The 21837-nt window shown below is 64.5% G+C and carries 24 protein-coding genes and 1 pseudogene; 2 read left to right on the top strand and 23 right to left on the bottom strand.

The window, feature by feature from the left end; translation table 11 throughout:
- Positions 1-45: 45 nt before the first annotated feature.
- The 5 genes from IF10I1_RS05045 to IF10I1_RS05025 are packed head-to-tail and all read right to left on the bottom strand — an operon-like array spanning position 46 to position 6645.
- Positions 46-771, bottom strand: a complete 726-nt coding sequence (locus IF10I1_RS05045) for a DUF2793 domain-containing protein (RefSeq protein ID WP_186393905.1) — start codon at positions 769-771, stop codon at positions 46-48.
- Positions 764-4630, bottom strand: a complete 3867-nt coding sequence (locus IF10I1_RS05040) for a glycoside hydrolase/phage tail family protein (protein WP_186415356.1) — start codon at positions 4628-4630, stop codon at positions 764-766. The genes IF10I1_RS05045 and IF10I1_RS05040 overlap by 8 nt, the downstream gene beginning before the upstream one ends.
- Positions 4618-5085, bottom strand: a complete 468-nt coding sequence (locus tag IF10I1_RS05035) for an NlpC/P60 family protein (RefSeq protein WP_164477515.1) — start codon at positions 5083-5085, stop codon at positions 4618-4620. The genes IF10I1_RS05040 and IF10I1_RS05035 overlap by 13 nt, the downstream gene beginning before the upstream one ends.
- Positions 5063-5956: a DUF2163 domain-containing protein gene (locus IF10I1_RS05030; RefSeq protein ID WP_123193875.1), complete on the bottom strand. Its 894-nt coding sequence runs from the start codon at positions 5954-5956 to the stop codon at positions 5063-5065. Before IF10I1_RS05030 ends, IF10I1_RS05035 begins: the two co-directional genes overlap by 23 nt.
- Positions 5957-6012: 56 nt before the next feature.
- A complete protein-coding gene (locus IF10I1_RS05025; RefSeq protein WP_186393907.1) occupies positions 6013-6645 on the bottom strand; it encodes a DUF2460 domain-containing protein in 633 nt (210 codons plus the stop codon).
- Between the two features lie 94 nt (positions 6646-6739).
- Between IF10I1_RS05025 and IF10I1_RS05020 the strand changes: the two genes are divergently transcribed.
- Complete coding sequence (locus IF10I1_RS05020; protein ID WP_055455677.1) at positions 6740-6976, top strand: YdcH family protein; 237 nt, start codon at positions 6740-6742, stop codon at positions 6974-6976.
- 99 nt (positions 6977-7075) lie between these two features.
- On the opposite strand, the gene IF10I1_RS05015 is transcribed toward IF10I1_RS05020, so the two are convergent.
- The 14 genes from IF10I1_RS05015 to IF10I1_RS04950 form a co-directional block, all read right to left on the bottom strand.
- Positions 7076-7657, bottom strand: a complete 582-nt coding sequence (locus tag IF10I1_RS05015) for a phage tail tape measure protein (RefSeq protein WP_186415355.1) — start codon at positions 7655-7657, stop codon at positions 7076-7078.
- The gene (locus IF10I1_RS05010; protein WP_256387913.1) at positions 7639-7887 is read right to left on the bottom strand and encodes a phage tail assembly chaperone; all 249 of its coding nucleotides are present in this window, start codon (positions 7885-7887) and stop codon (positions 7639-7641) included. The genes IF10I1_RS05015 and IF10I1_RS05010 overlap by 19 nt, the downstream gene beginning before the upstream one ends.
- Positions 7884-8234, bottom strand: coding sequence for a gene transfer agent family protein (locus tag IF10I1_RS05005; RefSeq protein ID WP_186415354.1), 351 nt, complete (start codon positions 8232-8234; stop codon positions 7884-7886). Before IF10I1_RS05005 ends, IF10I1_RS05010 begins: the two co-directional genes overlap by 4 nt.
- Before the next feature lie 14 nt (positions 8235-8248).
- Entirely contained in the window at positions 8249-8662 is a 414-nt protein-coding gene (locus tag IF10I1_RS05000) for a phage major tail protein, TP901-1 family (RefSeq protein ID WP_058900356.1), read from the bottom strand.
- Between the two features lie 31 nt (positions 8663-8693).
- Positions 8694-9101: a DUF3168 domain-containing protein gene (locus tag IF10I1_RS04995; protein WP_186415353.1), complete on the bottom strand. Its 408-nt coding sequence runs from the start codon at positions 9099-9101 to the stop codon at positions 8694-8696.
- On the bottom strand, positions 9098-9421 hold the full coding sequence (locus tag IF10I1_RS04990) for a phage head closure protein (protein ID WP_186415352.1): 324 nt from the start codon (positions 9419-9421) through the stop codon (positions 9098-9100). Before IF10I1_RS04990 ends, IF10I1_RS04995 begins: the two co-directional genes overlap by 4 nt.
- Positions 9418-9984: a head-tail connector protein gene (locus IF10I1_RS04985; RefSeq protein ID WP_186415351.1), complete on the bottom strand. Its 567-nt coding sequence runs from the start codon at positions 9982-9984 to the stop codon at positions 9418-9420. The genes IF10I1_RS04990 and IF10I1_RS04985 overlap by 4 nt, the downstream gene beginning before the upstream one ends.
- A 111-nt stretch (positions 9985-10095) precedes the next feature.
- Positions 10096-11397, bottom strand: a complete 1302-nt coding sequence (locus IF10I1_RS04980; protein ID WP_186424385.1) for a phage major capsid protein — start codon at positions 11395-11397, stop codon at positions 10096-10098.
- A complete protein-coding gene (locus tag IF10I1_RS04975) occupies positions 11394-11882 on the bottom strand; it encodes an HK97 family phage prohead protease (RefSeq protein WP_186424384.1) in 489 nt (162 codons plus the stop codon). Before IF10I1_RS04975 ends, IF10I1_RS04980 begins: the two co-directional genes overlap by 4 nt.
- A gap of 333 nt (positions 11883-12215) precedes the next feature.
- Positions 12216-12410, bottom strand: coding sequence for a hypothetical protein (locus IF10I1_RS04970; RefSeq protein ID WP_186424383.1), 195 nt, complete (start codon positions 12408-12410; stop codon positions 12216-12218).
- Positions 12407-13600 (bottom strand): phage portal protein, encoded by a 1194-nt coding sequence (locus tag IF10I1_RS04965; protein WP_186424382.1) that lies wholly within the window; start codon positions 13598-13600, stop codon positions 12407-12409. The genes IF10I1_RS04970 and IF10I1_RS04965 overlap by 4 nt, the downstream gene beginning before the upstream one ends.
- A gap of 87 nt (positions 13601-13687) precedes the next feature.
- Entirely contained in the window at positions 13688-14932 is a 1245-nt protein-coding gene (locus IF10I1_RS04960; RefSeq protein WP_186424399.1) for a DNA-packaging protein, read from the bottom strand.
- Positions 14913-15476, bottom strand: coding sequence for a hypothetical protein (locus IF10I1_RS04955; protein ID WP_186424381.1), 564 nt, complete (start codon positions 15474-15476; stop codon positions 14913-14915). The genes IF10I1_RS04960 and IF10I1_RS04955 overlap by 20 nt, the downstream gene beginning before the upstream one ends.
- A gap of 356 nt (positions 15477-15832) precedes the next feature.
- On the bottom strand, positions 15833-17308 hold the full coding sequence (locus tag IF10I1_RS04950; protein WP_186394047.1) for a PAS domain-containing methyl-accepting chemotaxis protein: 1476 nt from the start codon (positions 17306-17308) through the stop codon (positions 15833-15835).
- A gap of 431 nt (positions 17309-17739) precedes the next feature.
- On the opposite strand from IF10I1_RS04950, the gene IF10I1_RS04945 reads away from it, so the two are divergent.
- Positions 17740-18936, top strand: coding sequence for an IS256 family transposase (locus IF10I1_RS04945; RefSeq protein ID WP_186393917.1), 1197 nt, complete (start codon positions 17740-17742; stop codon positions 18934-18936).
- A gap of 159 nt (positions 18937-19095) precedes the next feature.
- Here IF10I1_RS04945 and IF10I1_RS04940 read toward each other — a convergent pair.
- The 4 genes and pseudogenes from IF10I1_RS04940 to IF10I1_RS22825 all read right to left on the bottom strand — a co-directional run bounded on the left by IF10I1_RS04940 (position 19096) and on the right by IF10I1_RS22825 (position 21816).
- Positions 19096-20245, bottom strand: a pseudogene (locus tag IF10I1_RS04940) (IS630 family transposase).
- A gap of 88 nt (positions 20246-20333) precedes the next feature.
- Complete coding sequence (locus IF10I1_RS04935; protein ID WP_208977364.1) at positions 20334-21014, bottom strand: HAD-IB family hydrolase; 681 nt, start codon at positions 21012-21014, stop codon at positions 20334-20336.
- Positions 21011-21244: a tautomerase family protein gene (locus IF10I1_RS04930; protein ID WP_186393918.1), complete on the bottom strand. Its 234-nt coding sequence runs from the start codon at positions 21242-21244 to the stop codon at positions 21011-21013. Before IF10I1_RS04930 ends, IF10I1_RS04935 begins: the two co-directional genes overlap by 4 nt.
- A 20-nt stretch (positions 21245-21264) precedes the next feature.
- Entirely contained in the window at positions 21265-21816 is a 552-nt protein-coding gene (locus IF10I1_RS22825) for a hypothetical protein (RefSeq protein WP_208977363.1), read from the bottom strand.
- Positions 21817-21837: the final 21 nt, after the last annotated feature.

Genomic DNA, 21837 nt, shown 5'->3' with positions numbered 1-21837 from the left:
GATCATCACTCCCTCGACAACACTTGAACTCGTAGCCTTGCGCCTTCACGCTGCAGGCACCCCCGCGATCAGGCACTGCACCGCCACGCGGACGGCACCGCCGGTGAAGTTCCCGCCATTGGCCGACAGGCGCACGCTGGTGGGCGCATAGAAGGCGGTCGGGCCAATCACCCCCGCATTCTGCGCTCCGGCGCTGATGCCCAGAACTCCGCCAAACTTCGATCTTTCGGAAGAAAGTCCGCAGTCGTAGGACGCTGCACCTGTGACTGTTGTGAGTGTCCGGCAGGAGACGGCGAAGACCACCGCCCGGTCCGGGATCAGGTCCAGCGCCTCCACATGAGCCCCGCTCAACCCGGAGAGCGTCGCCTCCAGCACGGAGAGACCTGCCGTCGCCCCGCCGCTGCTGCGGGCCAGCACCATCTGCGGCCCGAGCAGTGCGGCATAGTCCCGCCAGCCCCCACCGGAGAAAACCAGCAGCCTGCCTTCGGACGCGAGAAAGGCCCGCAGCCCCTCAAAACCCGGATAGAACACCCAGGCACCGCCGCTGTAATGCGCCGCCTTGCCCTCGTGTCCGGTGAAATCCCCCCAGGCACCGGAGGCGACCAGAAAGCTATCCCCCTCTCCGGCAGCGGCAGGCGGCGCCTGCCGCTCCTCGATCAGCCGCAGATGCGCCAGCGCATCCAGCCGCACCAGCGCCTCGTTGTGGGTCACGTGTTTCTGCGCCTGCGCCGCCGCAATCAGCGGCAGGCCCAGCCTTGCTGTCTCAGACATTCAACACCTCTTTCAGGAATGCGCCCGGTCCTGCCTCGGGCGAAATCTGGCAGACCCGCACCGCAAGGCTCGCCACCGGCCCGCCGAAATCGGCAGCTTCATCCGCTGCCGGATAAACCAGGCTGGTGGCCGTGCTGGTCAGCGACCGCAGGACGCTTCCGCCCGGGGCGGACAGGATGTCCACACGGTAAACGTCCGCCGTCTCGCCCAGCGGCACCTCCGCAAGGTCCCAGCTGTCGCCGCCCTTTCGGGTCCGCCGGATCCACGACAGGCGGATGCCTCCGCTCTCCCGCGACGCCCTCAGATGCACCGGCGCCAGCGGCAAGGCCGCCCGGCCGCTCGCCGCAAAGACCACATCCCTGCGGGCTGCCGTGTCCAAAGCCGCACCGGCGGGCAGGATTCGATAGGTCAGCGAACGCCCCAGCAGATCCGCCTCCAGCGGCAGCACCCCGTGGGTGCCATCCAGCAGAACGATGACCGCACCGGCTTCAGCTCCAGCCGCCGCCTCTGCCTCGCTGCCCTTCTGCCCGCGCAGCAGCCCTGTCAGGCGGTACCGCCGCGGGCCCGTCAGCTCCGCATTGCGGAACTGCAGCAGTTCATATCCACCCGTCCGGCTCAGCACAGCCAGCGCATTGGCACCGGAAAGCACAGCTTCCGCACTGCGGCTCTGCATCAACCCGCCATGGATCTCCACCTCGCAGACGGAAGCCTCATCCCATCGCCACACCGGCCCCGGCGGCAGATCCGCCGTCAGCGTGCCTGTGGTGGCCGGCCGCTCCAGCCGCTCCACTTCCTCGAAGCTATCCCCCGCCCGGCTGCGCAGCACCGCCAGTTCCCCCGGCCAGGGCCGGGCAAAGGCCGCAACCACGGGCGAGAAGGCACCATCCGCGTCCTGCAGCAGCGGCAGGTTCATCATCACCACATGCGGCGGCCCCGCTTCCGTATCCTGCCAGACAGATGCCCGGCTCTGCGGCGTGCGGGACACCGCCAGAACCGGCGCGCTGCGCACCGCCTCGATCTTCCGCGTCTGCGCAGTCTCGATCCGCTCGATCCGCAGGCGCAGCGCAGGCGAGAACACCTGATCCGGCGTTTCAGCAATCTCCACCAGATCGCCAACCTCAAATCTGGCCTCTGTTGGCGGCAGGGAGAATTCCACCCGCTCCCGCTCCGCCCAGACCCGCTGCAGCCGGGCATCCGCCGCCTGCATCAACACCACCGGATTGGCGGTCACGGCCAGATCCTGCGAAGTCACAGTCCGGCTTCCCCCTTCCAGTCGGCGGCTGGCCACCACCTGACGGCGGAAGTCCTGCTGCGGGTCTTCGCCTGACAACCGGATCTCGCTCGTCAGCTCGGCATTCTGCGCCCGCACCCGGCTCAGCAGCGGCTGGTCTTCCGCCTCTTCTGCCAGCAGGTGCCCGTCCAGCGCATACACTCTGCCCGTCCCGGCAATGGCAAAGCGCAGCCGATCCCCCAGATCCAGCGCCTGCCCGCCAAAGGCCTCCAGCAGCGGCTCGATGGCATCACGCAAGGAAACCGGCCCCGCCAGCGTCATCCCCTCGATAACCGCCGCAGGCCCCAGCACGTCGCAGGCCTCACCATCGATGCCGAAATCCTCCAGCATCTGCCGTATCAATCCGGCAATACTCACCGAGCCAAGCCGCCCGTTCAGCCAGTGCCCGACCTCCCAGTTGCCCCCGTCCGACCAGACGTCGCCATAGACCGGAAAGGCCGGAAAGGGCCGGGCGTCATAGGTCCAAAGATGCAGATTGGCCTCATCCACCATCCGCCCGCCATAGACAGGTGAGACCGGATTGTCCCCGCGCGCCAGCTCCGGATGATTGCCGCCCCAGTAGCTCAGCACCGCCTCCAGCCCCATCCGCTGCATAGCGTCGTCACGCGTTCCGCTGGAAAAATGCGGCGGGGTGGATTCCGACGATTTCGGATCGACGAAGACATTCGGCTGGTTCGCCCCACGGTCAATCGCCGGAATGCCCAGCTCGGTGAACCAGATGGGCTTGGACATGGGCACCCAGGCCGTCGCAGCCGCCAGTTCAACTCCGCCCACCCGCTCCACATGCGGGTTTTCCCACCATCCCCGGATATCCTTGGCGCGGTAGACGAACGGCTTGCCATAGGCCCCATCGGTGATCGGCGTGCGCTGTCCGGCCCGCCGCTCCGCATCCGAGCGGTAATACCAGTCGAAATACTCCCCGCCCGCCACTCCGGCCCGCAAGGCTTCAAGATCGTAGGGCGCCTCGCCGTCTTCGCCCTTCAGGTCCGTCAGCGGCAGGTAATTGTCGATGCCGACGAAATCCACCGCGGGGTCAGCCCAAAAAGGATCCAGCGGAAACCGCACCTCCCCCTCCTCCGGCTGATGCGCGCCATATTCGGACCAATCCGCCGCATAGGAAATCTTCGTCCCGGCCCTCAGCACGCCGCGCACATCTGCTGTCAGCGCTCTCAGTGCCATCACGAAGGGATAGATGCCGCCGCCAGCGCTTGCCCTGGTCAGCCCGCGCATTTCCGAGCCGGTCAGAAAGGCATCAACACCGCCCGCCGCTTCCGCCAGATGCGCCAGATGCAGGATGAAACGCCGGTAACCCCAGTCCTCCGCATTGCCGCTGAACCCGATCGCCTCGCCGCTCACACTGAAATGGGCGGGCATCGCGCTTCCCATGAAGGCCGCCACATCTGCCGCAACACTCCCCGAGGGCACGATCCGCCCGCGCCAGGGATAGACCGGCTGCGACGCCCCGCCCTCAGGCGCAGGCAGGCTGTTGCCAGCCGGGATATCCATGAGGATGAAGGGATAGAGCACCACCCTCAGCCCCCGCGCCTTCAGGTCGCGGATGGCAGCGATCACGCTGGCATCACAAGGCGTTCCGCCAAAGGCTGGCCGCCCGTCAATCTGCGAAACAAGCTGCGCACCCGCTCGTGTCACCGGGCCCACCTGCCAGGTCATGCCGGAGGTGTTGCGGCTCGCTGTCTCCACCTTCGGCCGGATGGAGCACTGTCCGGCTCTAAGGTCATCCCCGAACCAGGCCACCACGAGTGCCACGCTCTCCAGCGTCGGACACAGGGCCTGCAACTCATCCAGCGCCGCGTGCCAGTCGCTGGCGGCGATGGACGTGTGCCGGTTCACCACCACCGTCGTGCCGGTGGAGGGCTCGTCCGTCACCTTGGTGGGAGCATAGACAAACTCCCCCGCACCGGGGATCAGCGTCACAGCCTTCACCATCGGCTCCAGCCGCTCCACCACCCGCACCACCTCGAAGGACAGCTGCGGCAGACGGTTGCCGAAGCTCTCCAGCGGCAGCCGCTCGAACACCACATAGGCCGTCCCGCGATAGGCCGGAGCCACACCCTGCACGGCCGTGATCAAGGGATCCGGCCCTTGCGTCCGCGTGCCCGTATAGATGCGGTGATTGATGCCGGAGAGATCCAGCAGCTTGCCGTCGGCCCACACACGCCCGATCCTCACCACCGGCCCTTCGCACAGGGCCACGGCCAAATTGCCGTAGTAGCTGTAGCTGCGCACCGTCGTGCGTGATCCGCCGCCCGCCTTTCCGCCGGAGGTCTCCTCGCTGACTTCCTCCTCGAAACGTGTCGCCCAGATCACCTGCCCTGCCAGCCGCACCCGGCCATAGATCAATGGCAGGGAGGCCCCCTCAACAGAGGACTGGACTGAAAGGTCGGCCAGCCGGCCGGACTCCACCGTCCGGCTGCTGCCGAACAGGGAATTGTCGATCAGACTCCCGGCCACAGCGCCCGCCGCACGCCCCAGAATGCCACCAATGGCCCCAATTCCGGCCATGTTGCCAAGGGCCTGACCGGCCGCTGCAAGGATCAGGGTTGCCATGGCAGAACTCCGGGAAAGGAAAACACATGCGAAATGCGCCGCGACCACGCGGGCACCAGCGGGCTTTCGATCACGCCTGCCCGCTCATAGGCGTGGATCAGGCCGCCCGTTTCACTCAGGAGACCTGCGTGTTTCACCGGCGCTCCGTCGCGCCAGCGGAACAGCACCACATCGCCCGGCGCGCCAGTCCCTGACGCCGGCACAAGCCAGGTCCCGGCCGCCTTCAGCAGGCTCTCGCCCGCACTGCCTGCTTCCGCCCACTGCGGCGAATAGGCCGGCACAGGCACAGGCTCCGGCCCCACAAACTGGCGCCACAGCCCCCGGACAAGTCCAAGACAGTCGCACCCCACGCCCTTCAGCGAGGCCTGATGCCTATAGGGTGTGCCGATCCAGCTGCGCGCTTCGGCGAGTAACTCCACCCGCGAAATCCCGTCAGGAGACAATCGCCCCTCCATCGTTCTCACCTGAATTGCGGTTCGGGTAGGACAGGACGAAATCCGTCCCCGGCATATGCGGAAAGCCCTGAAAGTTCAGTGCGTTAACAAACTTCGCCTGACAGGTGGCAAAGCGCTTGTCACAGCCCGCCGTCACCGTGATGCCGGTCCCGGCCGCCAGCATCTGCGGCGACGCCAGCCACAGCACCAGCTCCGCGCCTTCATCCGTCCGGTCGTGCCGGGCCACCTCGCAGGCAAAGCCGGACAGCGTGCCACTGGTCACCACCAGCCGCCCGCCGTCGAACCAGCCGCCGGCGTAGGAATGAAGTCCTGAGACCCGCAGCCGCCGTGCGTCATGCGAAAGGAGCACCGTTCCTGTTCCCCGGTAGGTGGCCGAGGCCAGATCCACACCGCAGCGCGCATCCCCCAGATCCGCGTCACACTGGCCGGAGAACACCCGCCCCCGCCGCGCCTCAAGCGCCTGCGAAAGGCCGCGCAGCTCGGCCCGGAACACAAGCCCCGCCCGCGTCACCTCGCCAATCGTCGCCCGCCGCTCCAGGAGCACCTGCGAGGGATCAGCCCAGTTGACGAGATAGGCCCGCACCTCGGCCCCATCCCACAGCCCCGCCTCCAGTTCGGCGTCGCTCAGGCCCTCGCTTGTCAGGCTACCGTTCACCTCGCCGCCACCCACGGCCAGTCCCGGCCCTTCCGTCACCGCGCTGCGCTCCAGCCCGTTGGCCGGGTGGCACATCACGCCCTGCACGGTCAGCGCCCGGTCGTGGTCGGTGAAGCCAAGCGTCACCCCATCACTGCGCGTCACCAGCCAGCAGGCGCAAAGCGTCGTGATCCGGCCCGCCAGATGGGCGGCCAGTGCCTCGTCGATTGACTTCATGGATGATTTTCCTGCTTCGCAGCGCGGACGATTTCCGCGGCTTGCGGCAAAAATTCCTAGAGCCGGATTTCCACCAGCGGAATGGCCGGCGCCTCGCCTGCCTCGAAGTGCGTCAAGCTGAAATCCAGCGTATCGGTGTCAAACCGCACCGGCACATCGAACAGGAACCCCGCCCGCACCCTCGCCCCGTTTGCAGGCGCAGCGGCAAGCACCACCTCGCCCGTCCCTGCATCAAAACTGAACGCCGCCGGAGCCAGCGCCGCTCCTTCCACGCTGACCTGCAGGCTTCCGGCAACCGGCAGCGTGATGCTGCGCGTATAGGAAAGATTGCCTGTCCCGTAGGTCTTCACCAGTTCAAACCGGGTCCGCAATCCATCCCCCTGCCCAAGCAGGCAATCTCCTGCCCCGGGCGTCCCCCCGGCCAAGGCAGAACTGTTGTCAAAGGGATCACGGAACCGGAACCCGTAAAGCCGTCCCCTTGCCCGCTCGAAGAGCCCGGCCACCGCCCGCAGGTCCATCAGAGACCGCACGCCGGAGCCCGCATCATAGCGTCTGCGGCTGTCCGCCCATCTGGCGTTTCGCGCTTCCTGACCGCTGGCCAGTTGCACCACCTCGGTCCGCCGTTCTGGCCCGCCTCTGGCACCAAAGGCCACCGGCAATGGAAAACTCTCATTCAGAAATCCAGCCACGGCATGCTCCCCCGTGTTCTTGCGGTTTTTTGATCTTGCTCAAAGACGGTTCCGGGTCGCCCGGCCATGGTCAGCACACATAAGGAGGACCTGAATGAGCCACGTTGCCCACGAACTTCATGAGGAATTTCCGGAGGCGGCCGGGGCACTTCACGCGTTGAAGTTGTCCAACGCCCACTTTGCGAAACTGGCCGACGATTATCATGAAGTGAACAGGGAGCTTCACAGGATCGAGAGCGGCATTGCCCCTGCGTCTGATGAAGCTACGGAAGACCTCAAGAAGAAACGTCTTCACCTGAAGGACCAGATTGCAGCCATGCTGGCTGCCTGAAGCTTACAGATGCAAGCATTGGCCGGTCCGGTACCTCACCTGACCGGCTAATGCTTCCCGGGAACACCGGCCATTGAGCCCCTCCTCTTCAAGCCGGTGTTAGAGCCCGCGCCGTCCCCGTCCGACGGCGCGGGCCACCATTGCCGAAACCTGCGCTTCCGACCTGCGGAAACTGGGCGCATCCGGCGTGGTCACGTTGACGACCACCGTTCCCCCGCCATTGCCGCCAGGTCCAGCCACCCCCAGCCGCCCATCGGCGCCGCGCTGCAGGGGCAAAATGGCTTCCGCTCCCGCCTCTCCCATCAGCCCCAGCCCGCTGCCATGGCCGAAAAAGGTCGGTGAGGACACCACGCCGCCATCTGCGAACAACGATACACCGGAGCTGAACAGCCCGGACACACCGCTTGCAACGCTTGAGGCTGCCGAACCCAGCAGGCTACTCACCGCGCCCCCCGCCAGGTTTGTCAACGGCGCCAGCGCACTGGAAAGCGTCCGCGACGACAGGCTCAGCACCATCGACTTCATCACGCTGTCGAGTGACTTGCCGCTAACCACCGCCGTTCGAAGCCCGGCATTCAGCACGCGGGAGAAGTCGCCCGCTGTCCTCTGCATGTCCTGCATCTGCTGGGCCATGCGGTCGAGGTCCGCGCTCCCCGCGCCAATCAGGCTGTCGTCTGCCATCCAGTTCCTCCTTCATCCGAAAAACGCTGCATCAGCGCCTCCAGCCCCCGGCGGTTGAGAGCGCCCGCTCCCCGCCGGAGGCCCAGCGCGAAGGCCAGTTCACGCGGCGTCGCGGCCCAGGTTCCGGCCGGGCTCCAGCCGAGGCGCCCCATGGCGGCATGAAGCACCGCCTCCCATGGAAACGCCCCGGCTCCGCCCGCCGCAGCCTTATGCCCCGCGCCGCCCCTCAAGGGCGCGTGGGGGCCCCTGCTGCCTCCGCTGTCTCTTCGGTACCACCAAAGGTGATCCGCAGCAGGTCCGCCGCAATCGCCGCGAAACCGGCAACGCCGCCGGGTGCCCGCATCATCGCCACCTGCTCGTCGGAAACGCTGTTGCCTGCCCCGCGCAGGCCCGCCCCCAGCACGCGGATGATGTCCCGTGCCGCCAGCCGCCCGCTGGCAAAGCGGTCCACCAGCCCCTGCAGATCCTCGCAGGCAAAGGCCGCCTCCAGTTCCGCCAGCGCGCCCAGCGTCAGCACCAGCGTCCATTCCCGCCCGTCCAGCATGGCGCTGATTTCGCCTCTCAGCCGGTTCGTCATCCCTGCCGCTCCCCTCAAAGCGCCGTAAAGGCCAGTTCGCCTGCGGACTCAAGGGCGATCTCATAGGTCACCTCCCCGTCATGCTGCCCGGCATATTCCAGCGCCGTGATCTGGAACGGCCCCTGAAGCGTGCCGAAATCCGGGATCACCACCTGAAAGGCCCGTATCTCGCCGCTGAAAAACAGCGCCCGCGCTGTCTCGTCCGCACTGGCATCACGGAAAAGGCCGGAGCCCGAGATGCTGGCACTGCGGGTGCCAGCCCCGGCCAGCAATTCACGCCAGCGCCCGGCGCTGTCCGCATTGGTGATGTCCACCGCCGCCGCATTGAGCGCGATCCTGCGAGCCCGAAGCCCCGCCAGTGTCACAAAGGAATTGCCGCTGCCCGTGCCGAGCTTCAGCAAAAGGTCACGTCCACGCTGCGCCGCCATTGCGCGCTCCTTGCCGTTTGATGTGTTGCAGTCAGTCTTCCGGGCCGGTCACGGCGCGCAGGCGCAATGCCGCCCGCCAGCTCCGCCCGTCCCTCAGCCGTTCGCTGGAAGTCTCGACGGCCCGCAGGTCAGCCAGATGCCAGCCGTTCAAGCTGAGGCCGGAACCGAAGAGCGCCGCAGCCGCTGCCATCACGCCCTTCACCGCCTCGTCGCGGCTGTCCGCGCGGGAATAGAGCGCCAGCACCAGCTGATGCTCCATCCCCTCGTGCAGCTCACCGGCCAAAGGCCGTGACATGATACTCTCCAGCGTCAGATAGGGATGGGCCGCACTGCGCGGCGCCCCGTCGTGCACGTGCCCCGCGCCGAGAATCAGCGTCAGGTCAGCATCAGTGGAAAGCCGGGCAATCAGCGCGTCCCGCAGGGCCATTTCGCCAGTCATGCCTCCTCCTCCTCGCACAGGCACTGGGTCCAGCGCCGCCGCCCGTCCGGGTCTGCGGCTGCCAGCACACGGTAGCTCTTCGCCCCGTCCGCGATGCGCCACCCTCCCGCAATGTCCTCGCGGTGCCGCAGGCGGATTTCATGCGTTGCCACGCCATCGGCCCGCGCATCACTCGCCCGCTCCGCCTGGCTGCGCAGCCGCACCGCCACATGGTCGGCGCCCATGTCCTCAAAGCTTGTCTGCGCCGCGCCCCCGGCATCCGCCGTCCGCTCCGGCTTCCACAACCGCACCAGCCGGCGCAGATCCCCCGCCCCGCTCACAGCAGCACCAGACGATAGGTGGAAAGCAGCCGGTCCAGCGCCTGCGGCATGGTGCCGTTGCCGAACTCGACGGAGGCCTCCCGGTTCTCGTACCAATGCGCCGCCAGCAGCAGGATTGCCTGCCGCAAAGGCTCCGGCACCGACGAACCATTTGGCCCGTATCCGGCAATGAACTCGATCTGGATCCCGTTCACCGGCTCAACCGGCCCCATTCCCGGCGCGGCCCTGAGGCTTCCCGGCTCCGAGCCCCTGTAGAACCGCCAGGCAGAAGAAGGCAGCGGCTGCGGCACCCCGTCCCCGTCCATCAGGCTCACCGCCAGCACGTCCTGCACCGGCCCCACCGGCAGGCGCACCGCCCGCCCGGCCGGCCAGGCATCGAGGATTACGCGGAGCGTCTGGCTGATCAGCGCCCGCCGCGTCAGGCCCTCCACATGCTGACGCGCCGCCTTGATGTAATGCTCCAGCAGGGCATCTTCCTGCATGTGAACAAGGCGCACCTGCGCCCGCAGTTCGGCCACGCTCACCGGCTCCACCGCTGGCGGGCTCGTCACCATATGGGTCATCTTGTCCTCGAAAAATCACGCCACCCGCGCGGCCAGAAAAAGACGGGCAGAAAAAAGGCCGCCCCGGTCAGCCGGGACGGCCAATTCTCATCTCATCGGCTCAGCCTGCCCTCAGGCGGAGAACACCAGCAGCTTGATGGCCGCGAAGTCCTGCACGCCGCCGCCGACGCGCTTGGTCGTGTAGAACAGCACATAGGGCTTGGCCGAGTAGGGGTCCCGCAGGATGCGCACGCCCGTGCGGTCCACCACCAGATAGCCGCGGCGGAAGTCACCAAAGGCAATTGCCGCAGCACCCGTGGCAATATCCGGCATCGCCTCCGCCTCGCTGACCGGGAAGTTCAGCAGGGTCGCCGGCGCATCGGAACTTACCGGCGGCTGCCAGAGATAATTGCCCTCACCATCCTTCATCTTGCGCACCGCCGCCTGCGTCCGGCGGTTCATGACGAAACGCCCGTTCTGGCGGTAGCCGCTCTTCAGCGCATAGACGAGGTCGATCAGTTTGTCCGCCGGGTTGGTGGCGGCAAAGGCAGCGTTGACGCCCGTGTTGAGCGTTCCGAGCGAGCCCCAGGCCCAGGCATTGTCCGCAAGGCGGGGCACCGACAGGAAGCCAACCGGCTTGTTCACCCCGTCGCCATTGACAAAGGCCGCCCCCTCCTGCTCGGCGAAGGCGGTTTCCACCTCCTCGGCAAGCCACTCATCCACATTCACCGCCGCATCCTCCAGCAGCGAGGCGGTGGCCGCCGGCATGGCGTAAAGCTCCATCGCCGGGAAGGTCAGTTCTGCCAGCGCCGGAGCGGCCGTCTGCGGCCGCGCTGCGGTCTCGCCCACCCAGCCGGTCTGCGGGCCGGAGATGGCGAATGGCTTCTTGAACACACTCGACGAGACCTGCCGGTTGCCTGCAATGGCACGGATCGGCGAGACAGCCGCAAGGCGGCTCAGGATGCCCGATTCCGTTTCTTCCGGCACCAGATAGCCGCCATCGGGATCCGAGCCGATGGACATGGCCTTCACCTCCAGCGGCCGCAGCCCCTCCTCGCGGCCGGAGCGCATGTAGCCCTCAAAGGCGGTCTTGTGCTCCAGCACCTGCGCATTGCCTTCAAGACTCTTGTGGCTCAGCTCAGGGCGGCGGCTCTTCAGCGACAGTTCGTCAAGTCGGCGGCGGGTGGCGTCCAGCGCCGTATCCAGCCGGTCCAGCCGCTCCAGCGTCAGCACATCGGCCGAACCGCGCCGCTCGATATCCGAAAGCCGCTCCTCGTTGGCCTCACGGTAGGCCGCAAAGGCCGCATACATCTCGTTCAGCGGATGCTCGCCGGAGACAGACGGAGCAGCGCCCGCCTTGGTCTCGTAGGGCGGCACACTCTTGGTCTCAAAGCCGTGATCCACCGTCATGCCGTTCATCTCGCAATCCATCATGCGTCTCCAGTTGCAGAAGAGGACAGAGACGGCACGGGCTTCAGCCGCGCCGCATCCAGCAGCGGAAAGGTCACCAGCGACACTTCCCAAAGATCGATCTCGGCCAGCCGCCGCAGCGCGCCGCCTGCCATTTTCTGAGCCTTGATCGCCCGGAACCCGATCGAGAGGCCGTCCAGAGCCCCTGCCGTGATCAGCAGCGCCGCCTCCCGCCCAAGCTCCAGCCCGATCAGCAGCCGCCCGGCCACATAAAGGCCCAGCTGGTCCTCTTCGATCCGGTCCCAGATGCCGATGGGACGCGACGGATCGTGCTGCCAGAGCATGCGGACGCCGGCGGCGCCCCGGCGGCCCAGCGCGGTCCGGAACGCCCCCTTGGCCACCACATCGCCGCCGCCATCACTCAGGTTGAACAGGCTGGCATAGCCCGCGATCCGCAAGGCGGGCTCACCGGCAGAAGCCGCCGCCAGGCGCTTGACGCCAGCCTTCATGAGGCCCTCCCGTCACCGGTCCGCTCTCCAGCCCCGGCCAGCTGTGCCAGACGGCAGACAAAGGCTGCAAAAACAAAGCGATGGCAGCGGTTACCCGTGTGTTTGGGCAAGCTTGAGCCCTCGCGGCGGGCATCCGGCGCCCGCCCTCGCAAAAATCCCAGCAATGTCATGAGGTTCTTCCCTCTTTTGTCCGGTTTGATTCCGGACGAGGCTTTTCTGACGTTACGTCAGAAGCTTCACATCCTGAGTCCGGAATACCGTGCCGGCCAATTTCACCTTAGGTCAGAATGAAGCCCGATCCATGAGTCATTCCAACGCTCTGCCTGCATCCCCTCAACCCGAATCACGGTCGTTGAAGATTTGATTCAGGCGGTCGATCTCATCGACGAAGTCGCCGAAACGCCGGTTGCAGGCCGCCAGTTCCTTCAGCAGTGCAACGGCCAGCGCCGAGGCTGAGGCAGCCCACAGGAACAGCGCCAAATGCGCCAGGTCGCCCCGTTCGATGACGGCCTGCGTCACGCCGCTCATGCCCCGGCCTCGCCGCCTTCCGTGCCGTATCCGACCGCCTGCCGCTTCTCGTCCCGGCTCAGGAAGTCGGCCTCCCCGACCCGCCGCCACAGCGCCTCGCGCTCGGTGGACAAGGCATCGATGGCATCCATATCCGGCTCCAGCCTCAGCCCCTCGCCGAAGGCAGGCGCCAGCCAGGCTGAAAGGCTCAGTGCGGTCCTGCGCACCATCGGCAGCACGCTCTGCCGCCAGAAGGCCCGGTTGGCTTCCTGATAGTTGGCGAAGGTGTTGTCGCCCGGAATGCCGATCAGCATCGGTGGCACGCCGAAGGCCAGCGCGATCTCCCGCGCGGCCTCGCGCTTGGCCTCGATAAAGTCCATGTCCTTTGGCGTCAGCCCCATGGGCCGCCAGTCGAGCCCGCCTTCCAGCAGCAGCGGCCGGCCCGCATTGCGCGCCCCCTGATAGCCCGCCTCCAGCTCCGCCTTCAGCCGCTCGAACTGGTCCGCCGAGAGGTTCACGCCCTCCCCCGCCCCATAGACCAGCGCACCGGAGGGCCGCGCTGCATTGTCCAGCAGCGCCTTGTTCCAGCCAGATGCCGCATTGTGGATGTCGAGGCTCACCTGCGCCGCCTCGATGGGGGCAAAGCCGTAATGGTCCGAGAGCGGATGGAACAGCTTCAGCTGCCGCACCTGGGCCGGCTCTTCCGCATGCCCCGCCTCTCCGGACAGGCGCACGGTCTTCGCCCCGTTGCTGTAGTCAAAGGCCGCCGGCCAGCCATCTGCCCCCGGCACCACCTTCACACGGTCCGGGCGCAGCGCATGCAGCTCGCGGGGGCTGCCGTCCAGCGGCACCTGCTCCACATAGGCATTGCCCGCCGTCAGCAGATGGCCATAGACCTGTTCGAAGAAATCCGGTCCGCTCTGTCCCGGATTGGGCCGCCCCATCAGCGCCAGCAGCGGATGGCGCACCAGCTCCTCTTCCCCCTCGAACAGCAGCAGCGGCACGCTCGCCGCCGCCTCGCTCACCATGCGGATCACCCGGTAGACAACGGGGTTGCGGCAGTACCCCTCCCGCGACAGGGCGCCATAGTCACGCGGGCTCCAGACGGGACGCCCCGCCGTCTGCCAGGCGATCACCGGCGCCGTTCTTGAAGCTTTCTCTTCAACCGCAGGCGCCTTGCGAAAAGAGTCCAGAAGCCGTCCCAAGTTCATGATTTCAGACTCCTTTTTGCGCCGTCTTCACGTGGTGAGTCAGCGTCTTGAGACTGTGATTCAGTGCAGGAGAATTCGAACGGAGGATTAAAGCTGGCGCAGGCGCGGCTCTGCCCGCCCGCCCATCAGCAGCTCCGTCAACGCCCAGACAAGCGCATCCATCCGGTCCGGCGAACGCCCGCTGGAAAGACCCGAAGGCCCGAAGTCGGCCATCTCGTCCTCCAGCTCCGGCATGGTGCCAACGTGGTGTACCCGCCCCTGCTCATAGAAAAGCGCCACCGGCTCGGCCCGCGCAAACTTGCCCCGGCTCGCACGGACAGACTTCACCGGCACAGTGGGGTCCGCCGCATGGATCACCTCCCGCACCATGTCACCGCCCTGATTCACCTCCGCCACAAGGCAGTCCGCCTCATGGTGATGCCACAGCGCCACCGCCTTCGCCGCCCAGTCAGAGGGGCGCGCCTGTGCCATGCTGTGGTCCCCCAGCACATAGGCCTGCCCGGCATCCGTGATCCCCGCCACCACCAGCCCGCAGGCGTCCGACCGTTTGGTCGCGCTGGCAGGCGGGTCGATGGCTATGACGATGCGGGCGAAACTTTCCGGTGCCCGGCTCACCCGGCAAGCCTCCAGCAAGTCCCGCCGCCATAGCGCACCGGGCCGGTCCTCGATCAGCTCACCGTCCAGCTCCTGCCGCCCCAGCCGTGTGCCCGCATAGCGGGCCACCACCTGCTCCAGAAATCCCGGCGCCAGGAACAGCGCATTGTCCCGTGTCCCCGCCCGGCTCAGCACCGTTGCCGGCATCTCCATGATGCGCTTCAGCAGCGGCACCGCACGCGGTGTCGTCGTCACCAGCTGCCGGGGCCGCAACCCCAGTCTCAATCCGAATTGCAGCATGTCGAAAGTCTCCTCGCCGTGGCGCCACTTGGCCAGTTCGTCGGCCCAGGCGATGTCAAATTGCGGCCCGCGCAGGGCCTCCGGGTCTTCCGAGGAAAAGGCCTGTGCAATGGAGCCATTCGGCCACTCCAGCCGCCTGCGGCTGGCGTTCCACTGCGGCCGCTCCGCCTTGGGGTGAATGGCGAGCAGGCCCGAGACGCCCTCGATCATCACCTCCCGCACGTCGCCATAGGTTTCCCCCACCAGCGCGATCCGGCCAGCCGGGCCGTGCGGCGCGCACCAGCGGTGCCCCAGCGCCATCGCCCGCACCCATTCGGCCCCGGCCCGCGTCTTGCCCGCACCGCGCCCGCCCATCATCAGCCAGATGCCCCAGTCCCCTTCGGGCGGCAGCTGGTGCTCATGGGCGAAGGTCGGCCAGTCATGCAGCAGAAACGCCATCTCCGCCGGGGTCAGGCTGTCCAGCACCGTGCCGATCCGCCCCGCCGTCCGGCAGGCTGCCAAGGCGGCGCGCAAGTTCCTCGCGCATCTGTTCGGGATCGCCTGTTTCATCCGCCTCCCCGCTCTGGTCCCTGTGCAATTCCAGCAGCGTGTCGAGCGTCCGGGCCAGGCTCGCCAGTGTCTTGGCCCCCTGATCCATCTCTGTCAGCTTCAGCTCGCCTTTGGCCAACCCCGCCAGCCGCTCTTCCAGCTGCGCCACCTGCGCCTCGAAGGCCCGGTAGAGCCGGACCACCATCACGCCCCGCGCCTCAGGCCCCGCCGCCGCAAAAGCCGCCGCATCCAGCGAAGGCGCCACAGTCTCCGCCGCGCCCTTCGCCGTCCGCCTGCGCCGCACCGGCACCTTGGGCACTGCGTCAGCTTTCAGCCCTTCCCCGCCTGCCTCAGTTGGAGAAGCTGCCGCCTTGCGGCTGCGCATGCCCTTGCGCGCTGCAGGCGCACGTGTCCCGTCCCTGCCCGGCCCGTCCGCCGTTGCATCCCCTGTCATCCCGCCGTCTCCGGAGTGTTCAAAACGCGCGTGCCGCGCTCACAGGCCAACCGCCTGCGCCAGTCTCATAAGCCTCACCAACCGGCGCAAACCGCTGGCCCGGGCTCATTATAGCTCAAACAAAAAACGGGCCAACCAGCCCTCGCTGGCGCCCGCCAAAATCGTCATCCGAATTCTATCCCTCACCGGTCCATGTCAGCCTAAACTGCCGCCGGAACCAGATGCGCGCCGCAGCCGCACTTTTCGGATCATGACAAAACCATACCCAAACAGCGCGCGGGTGTCAAGGATTATTTTCCTATTCCGTTGCAGGAAAAAACCGGCCCAGGTTCGGGCCGGTTTCAAGTCCCTGCGCCTCAGGCAATCCGGCGCGACATTTCCCGCACTTCAGACGTCGCCTGCGCAATACGTTCCGAGGAGTTGCTGATATCGCCCATGCTGGATGTGATCGACTGCACTCCCGTGGAGGCCGCCTGCATGTTGTGCGAAATATCCCGTGTCACGGCCGTCTGCTCTTCCACGGCCGCTGCGATCGTGGACGAAATGGTCCGGATGCTCTCGATCGTCGCCAGGATGGAACCAATTGCCTCCCCGGCGCGGTCCGCTGAGCTTTGCACCGAGGCAATCTGTGCCGCAATGTCCTCCGTCGCCTTGCTGGTCTGGGACGCGAGGTTCTTCACTTCCGACGCCACCACCGCAAAACCCTTGCCTGCTTCACCGGCGCGCGCCGCTTCAATGGTGGCGTTGAGGGCCAGGAGGTTGGTCTGACCGGCAATCGCCTCGATCAGTTCCAGAACCTCGCCGATTTTCTGCGAATTGGCATTCAGCCCTTCCATGATCTGGCGGGACTGGGCAGCCTCTTCGGCCGCCTGCGCAGAAATTCCGCTGGCCTGATTCACCTGCCGGCTGATTTCGGCAATCGAAGCCACCAGTTCCTCGGAGGCTGCAGCAACCGTCTGAACATTGTCGGATGTGTTTGTGGACGCAGCCGAAACCTCACGGATCTGTTCATTGGCGATATCCACTTCACCGGCGATATTCGCCAGCTCGGCGACGATCTGCCTCTGAATCTCCTCGCGCGCCATTCGCTGGCGCACCGATTCAGTCCGGTCAACGGCGAACTTGATCACCTTCACAACACGCCCGGCTTCATCGAAAACAGGATTGTAGCTGGCGGCGATGTAGACATCCACGCCCCCCTTGCCAAGGCGGTGGAAATCGCCAGCCTGGAACTTTCCCTGGCGCAGATTTTCCCAGAATGCCCGGTAGTCTGCACTCTTCACCCCTTCCGGAGGCATGAACATGCTGTGATGGCGCCCCTTGATCTCGTCCAGGCGGTAGCCGACCGTTTTCAGGAAGTTCTCGTTGGCCTCGACGATCGTGCCATCCGGCTCAAATTCAATAATGGCGTTCGAGCGGTTGATGGCCGATAGTTTGCTGGCGGTTTCGAGTGCATTACGCTTGGCGGCCGTTATATCAGCAGCCACCTTGATGACACCGGTCACCCTGCCTCCACGCCCGATGATCGGGTTGTAGGATGCCTGGATCCACACATCGCGGCCGCCCTTGGCAATGCGCCGGAACTCCCGCGACGACCATTTGCCAGCCGCCAGATCCCGCCAGAACTCCTTGTAGGCGGGCGTGTTCACCTCCTCAGCAGGGACGAACATACTGTGGTGCTTCCCGGTGATCTCAGCCAGCGTATATCCTAAGACATCCAGAAAATTCTGGTTTGCCGTAACGATCCGCCCTTCAGTGTCAAACTCGATAATGGCTTGCGAGCGCCCGATTGCGTCGAGTTTGGATTTGGAAAGCGACATATGCATAAGCATCGAAAGCACCTCAGAAAGCGGCCTCATAACCCACAAGACGCAGTACGGTTGCATGCGGGCTACCTCATACGAAATTCCCCCTAAAAACTTAACGAACCCCTGAGCCGCAAATGCAATAGCGTCAGAACAACTACGTAATTTCCAAAAAAAACCCATAATCTCGAAATCCAGATCCGAACTTTGAACGTATGCCAATGAAAAAATGGGAAACTTCCTTAAATTCAGGGTTGAGTTATTTGTCATGAGCAAACCAAGGACAATTCTTCCGGCAATTATGGCCCTGATAATTTCGACAATATCATGGACGGATTTTGCAAGCGCAAGTCAACGACTCGGATCGTGTCCCAGGACGTAGTGTAGCTGGGTTTCATGGCCATCGGTGATTTCCGGTAGGGTCGGGTTGCTTATGACCAACCTGAAGGGCACCATCGATGACCGACGACATGATGAACCTGCGCTCACTCGTTGAGAAGAGCGCCGACGCTGATTTGCTGCGCGAGATGATCGGCTTTGCCGCCGAGAAGCTGATGGCGCTGGAGGTCAGCACGAAGACCGGCGCTGGCTATGGCGAGAAGAATAGCTTCCAGCTGGTCCAGCGTAACGGCTATCGCGAGAGGGACTGGGAGACACGGGCGGGCACCGTCGAGCTGCGCATTCCGAAGTTGCGCACAGGCAGCTATTTCCCGAGCTTTCTCGAGCCGAGCCGGATGGCCGAGAAGACTCTGACGGCGGTCATTCAGGAGGCTTACATCCAAGGCGTTTCAACCCGATCCGTCGATGATCTCGTCAAGGCCTTGGCCATGAGCGGCATCTCCAAGAGCCAGGTATTGCGGCTCTGCGAGGAGATCGACGAGAAGGTGAAGGCCTTCCTCGAACGTCCCGTCGAGGACGAGTGGCCCTATTTGTGGATCGATGCCACCTATCTCAAAGTCCGGCACGGCGGGCGCATCGTCTCTGTCGCTGTCATCATCGCGGTGGCTGTGAACACCGACGGCCGACGCGAAGTGCTCGGCATGGAAATCGGGACATCCGAGGCCGAAGCGATCTGGACGGAGTTTCTTCGAAAGCTAACCAGACGGAGACTGCGCGGCGTCAAGCTCGCCGTCTCCGATGCGGATGAGGGTATCAAGGCCGCCGTGTCGAAGGTGCTCTCTGCCACCTGGCAGAGGTGCCGGGTCCACTTCATGCGCAACGCGCTGGCTCATGCCGGGAAGAGCGGACGGCGCGTCGTCTCCGCCTTCATCGCCACCGCCTTTGCCCAGGACACGCAAGAAGCGGCGAGCACCCAATGGCGCAATGCCGCCGGCCAGATCAGGCCGAAGGTGCCGAAGCTGGCAACCCTTATGGACAGCGCCGAGCAGGACGTGCTCGCCTATATGACGTTTCCCAAGCCGCACTGGGCCAGGCTTCATTCCACAAATCCGATCGAACGCCTGAACGGCGAGATCAAGCGGCGGACAGAGGTCGCCGGCATCTTCCCGAACGACGATGCCATCGTCAGACTGGCCGGTGCATCACTCCTCGAACAGAACGACGAATGGGCCGTCCAGCGATCCCGCTACATGACACTGGAAACCATCGCCACAATGAGCGATGATCCGCTCATCAGCCTGACAGCAGCAAGCTGATACTCATCTGGCCCTCCGGGATGAGACGTGGTTGTCTAACCTACACCACTCGCCGGGACACCATCCAATATTTTAGAGAGGTTTCGAGCTGTTACAGCTGGGGAATGTCGCATATCAACAGCACATAGATCAGAAACCACTCATACCAGCGCTCAATGATCAGAACTCATTTGCCCATTTGCGGTGACCGATGGACATGATGCGCCATGGCTGACTTTCGAGTTTCCGCCAGGCGTCGCAGCAATGGTCTACGATGTCTTCGTATGATTTGAAGACCCGGTTTGAGAGCCAGTTCTGGGCATGAACTGCCAGAGGTTTTCAACGGGTTCAGTTCCGGGGATTTCGGCGGCAGCGGCAGAATGCTGATGTTGCCGGGCACAACGAGGTTGTTGGACATGTGCCAGCCCGCCTGATCCATGATGAGGATGGCGTGCGCGTTCCCGTCGGCATGGCGGGAGATTTCACTCATACCAGCTCTCGATGAGCTTGACTCATTGGCCCGTGCGGCGCCTGAGCAATTTCAAGGCGTGATGCGTCAGCATCGAAAGCCTTGGTATCAGATGCTGGGTCATGGCATGGGTGTCGCACCATGGCATGACCAGCGCCGCCGCCTTGCCGAGCTTCGGGCAGACTGCACCGAAGATGCAGGCCGATCTTGTGCGTTGATCATGCGGTGCTGAAGGCCGCGTTCCGCGTCTGGCCCAGCGGCGCGTGATCTTGTTCTTCTGGCCGATCCGAGCCTCGTCCTGGAACCAAATCTCTACTTGTTTTCCCCCGACTGCTCCGGCGGCGATTTCTGCCACAGCGGCGGGGAAGGTTTTTTAAATTCCTCAATCGCCTGGCTATCCTGTGCATGATGCTTCGGCCGGGCCGTGAGCTTGCGATAGCCCAACGCCTGTAGTTCACGCCCAAGCGTCTGGCGGCTCACCGGGATACGATGCTCCTGCCAAAGCCACTGCACCAGATCGGCGAGCCTCCAGCGCACGACCCCATCGAGATAGGGCACGGGACCTTTCTCGACCGCCTCAACGAGCGCCTTGCGCTGCTCGTCGTTCAGCAACGGCTCTCGACCCTTGGCCTTTCCAGTCTTCAGGCCGTCTGGACCGTGCTGATTGAAACGCTCGACCCAGTCCCGAACGATCTGCAAGCCTACCCCACCCGTAGAGGCGGCCTGGCTGCGCGAGCCGCCCTCGTAAATGACCGACAAAGCAAGCAGCCGGCGGGACCAGTTTGCGTCCCGGCTCTTTCTGGCAAGCTGACGCAGATCATCAGCCGTGTAGTCTTGTCGGATATTGAGGGCCCATCCCATGGCGAAATCTCCTTTCACCATGTTGAATTATGATTTGCCTGAAAACGGAATCCCGTGAGTCAATTTCATCGGGCCTCGGTATTACGTGTCAAGAAATGCGTTCTCCAGCCCCCGGAATCCTTTTCCATGCCAACGTTCGGACGTCCCGTGCCAATGGCGTATCAGTGCCAACGACGACGGGATTTCCGACAGAAGCGAGCATATCAATGTCGGAGATATCATCACCAAAAGCGAAGCAAGCTGCAGGATCGCCATTTCGATCTTCGAGAAACAGTCTAATCGCCTCCGCCTTCCCCTTGCCTATTGTTTGCGGATCACCGATCTCACCCGTTAGAATCCCGTTCGGGCCAAGCACGAGGGGCGCGCCTAGAATGTGCCCCACCCCGAGATGCCGGGCAATTGGATCAAGGACGGCACCGAACGACCCGGAGACGAACACTGGCTCAACGCCTTCGGACTTCAGTCGTGAAAGCTCTTTCACGGAAGAGGCAATGAAAAAAGACTCTGACGCCTCAAGGTAGGGGCGCGCCCAGCACTCGCCTGCAGCGACTAGGTCTTCGGCATGCACACCGGCGAAATGGCGATAATATGCCCGGTTGAGCACCTCGCGACTGTCCCCGCGGGCGCGCCTCGCAACGAAATCACGGTTGAATTCCTCTAGCAAGTCAGCGTTGGTCAGCCATTCCAACGCCCAGAAGCGGTAAAAGTCGAACATGCTTTTGTGTCTGATCAACGTATCGTCGACGTCGAAGAAGGCAAAGAGGGTCACGATTGGCCCTCCTCATACGTCTTGCGCCGGCTCAGTGTCTGGAAATGCGGGTCGGACCCCACCACGCCGGCGTCTGCCCAACGCGACGGGTCCGTCTCGACCAAGTAGACGCTGATCTTGTCGAGAGGCACACCGGTCACGCGGTGCATGGCGTCGGTCACCTCTTTGAGAAGAGCCTCGGCCTTCGTCTGATCGTTGATCTTGAATGTCGAAATCTGGATGACGGGCATAATCTATTCTTTCGTGGGAGTTATTCGCACTGACGCCGAGTGCGAAGACCTTCGAACATCGGCTGCGGAAACTTGAGCTGGGCATGGATATCACCGCCGAGGCCGTATCGGCCGATTGCGCCACCATGACAAAGCTGACTGCTCATCCACAAAACGACGAGGTTGATCACGCGATTTCCGTCGGGCAGCGCGGGGTCAGGGAACGGGTCCGGCAGGATCGCCTCAAGACATGCGCTGCCCGTGCCGTCCGTCACGAATGCGTTCGGGATACCGAGCGGCCCTGGTCGCGTGGGATCAGCCGGGTCAAGGTCGCGCGCCCGCAGGGTCATGACCGTGTAGAGAGAGCGCGGCAGAAGGCCGGAGAAATCGCACCTGAACAGCACATCGCATCCGTTGTTCACATCAAACAACCGGACGGATCCGCGCGCGCGCACCCAATCTGCAAGCGTCACAGGCGCTGTCAGCTGTCGGCCATGTTCGGGCCGTGCATCCGGGATCGGGACCTCGTGGAAGGCATAGCTCGGGCGCGTTTCGGAACGGGCATCGGGATATTGCTGGGGTGCGAATAGCATGGTGTAATTGTTACACGGTAG

The organism is Pannonibacter sp. I15F10I1, assembly GCF_900185665.1.
Classification (GTDB): Bacteria; Pseudomonadota; Alphaproteobacteria; order Rhizobiales; family Stappiaceae; genus Pannonibacter; species Pannonibacter indicus.
The sequence above is the reverse complement of the archived record's forward strand: the minus strand, read 5'-3'. Positions and strand labels throughout refer to the sequence as shown.

What these genes read in the sequence shown, in the direction of transcription:
- IF10I1_RS05015 (WP_186415355.1), bottom strand. Translation starts at nt 7,657, where the DNA reads ATGGCAGACGACAGCCTGATTGGCGCGGGGAGCGCGGACCTCGACCGC.
- IF10I1_RS22825 (WP_208977363.1), bottom strand. Translation starts at nt 21,816, where the DNA reads ATGCTATTCGCACCCCAGCAATATCCCGATGCCCGTTCCGAAACGCGC.
- IF10I1_RS05020 (WP_055455677.1), top strand. Translation starts at nt 6,740, where the DNA reads ATGAGCCACGTTGCCCACGAACTTCATGAGGAATTTCCGGAGGCGGCC.
- IF10I1_RS04965 (WP_186424382.1), bottom strand. Translation starts at nt 13,600, where the DNA reads ATGAACTTGGGACGGCTTCTGGACTCTTTTCGCAAGGCGCCTGCGGTT.
- IF10I1_RS04975 (WP_186424384.1), bottom strand. Translation starts at nt 11,882, where the DNA reads ATGAAGGCTGGCGTCAAGCGCCTGGCGGCGGCTTCTGCCGGTGAGCCC.
- IF10I1_RS05005 (WP_186415354.1), bottom strand. Translation starts at nt 8,234, where the DNA reads ATGACGAACCGGCTGAGAGGCGAAATCAGCGCCATGCTGGACGGGCGG.
- IF10I1_RS05030 (WP_123193875.1), bottom strand. Translation starts at nt 5,956, where the DNA reads ATGAAGTCAATCGACGAGGCACTGGCCGCCCATCTGGCGGGCCGGATC.
- IF10I1_RS04980 (WP_186424385.1), bottom strand. Translation starts at nt 11,397, where the DNA reads ATGATGGATTGCGAGATGAACGGCATGACGGTGGATCACGGCTTTGAG.
- IF10I1_RS04985 (WP_186415351.1), bottom strand. Translation starts at nt 9,984, where the DNA reads ATGACCCATATGGTGACGAGCCCGCCAGCGGTGGAGCCGGTGAGCGTG.
- IF10I1_RS04960 (WP_186424399.1), bottom strand. Translation starts at nt 14,932, where the DNA reads ATGGCGTTTCTGCTGCATGACTGGCCGACCTTCGCCCATGAGCACCAG.
- IF10I1_RS04955 (WP_186424381.1), bottom strand. Translation starts at nt 15,476, where the DNA reads ATGACAGGGGATGCAACGGCGGACGGGCCGGGCAGGGACGGGACACGT.
- IF10I1_RS04995 (WP_186415353.1), bottom strand. Translation starts at nt 9,101, where the DNA reads ATGACTGGCGAAATGGCCCTGCGGGACGCGCTGATTGCCCGGCTTTCC.
- IF10I1_RS05000 (WP_058900356.1), bottom strand. Translation starts at nt 8,662, where the DNA reads ATGGCGGCGCAGCGTGGACGTGACCTTTTGCTGAAGCTCGGCACGGGC.
- IF10I1_RS05045 (WP_186393905.1), bottom strand. Translation starts at nt 771, where the DNA reads ATGTCTGAGACAGCAAGGCTGGGCCTGCCGCTGATTGCGGCGGCGCAG.
- IF10I1_RS04930 (WP_186393918.1), bottom strand. Translation starts at nt 21,244, where the DNA reads ATGCCCGTCATCCAGATTTCGACATTCAAGATCAACGATCAGACGAAG.
- IF10I1_RS04970 (WP_186424383.1), bottom strand. Translation starts at nt 12,410, where the DNA reads ATGAGCGGCGTGACGCAGGCCGTCATCGAACGGGGCGACCTGGCGCAT.
- IF10I1_RS05040 (WP_186415356.1), bottom strand. Translation starts at nt 4,630, where the DNA reads ATGGCAACCCTGATCCTTGCAGCGGCCGGTCAGGCCCTTGGCAACATG.
- IF10I1_RS04945 (WP_186393917.1), top strand. Translation starts at nt 17,740, where the DNA reads ATGACCGACGACATGATGAACCTGCGCTCACTCGTTGAGAAGAGCGCC.
- IF10I1_RS04950 (WP_186394047.1), bottom strand. Translation starts at nt 17,308, where the DNA reads ATGCTTATGCATATGTCGCTTTCCAAATCCAAACTCGACGCAATCGGG.
- IF10I1_RS05035 (WP_164477515.1), bottom strand. Translation starts at nt 5,085, where the DNA reads ATGGAGGGGCGATTGTCTCCTGACGGGATTTCGCGGGTGGAGTTACTC.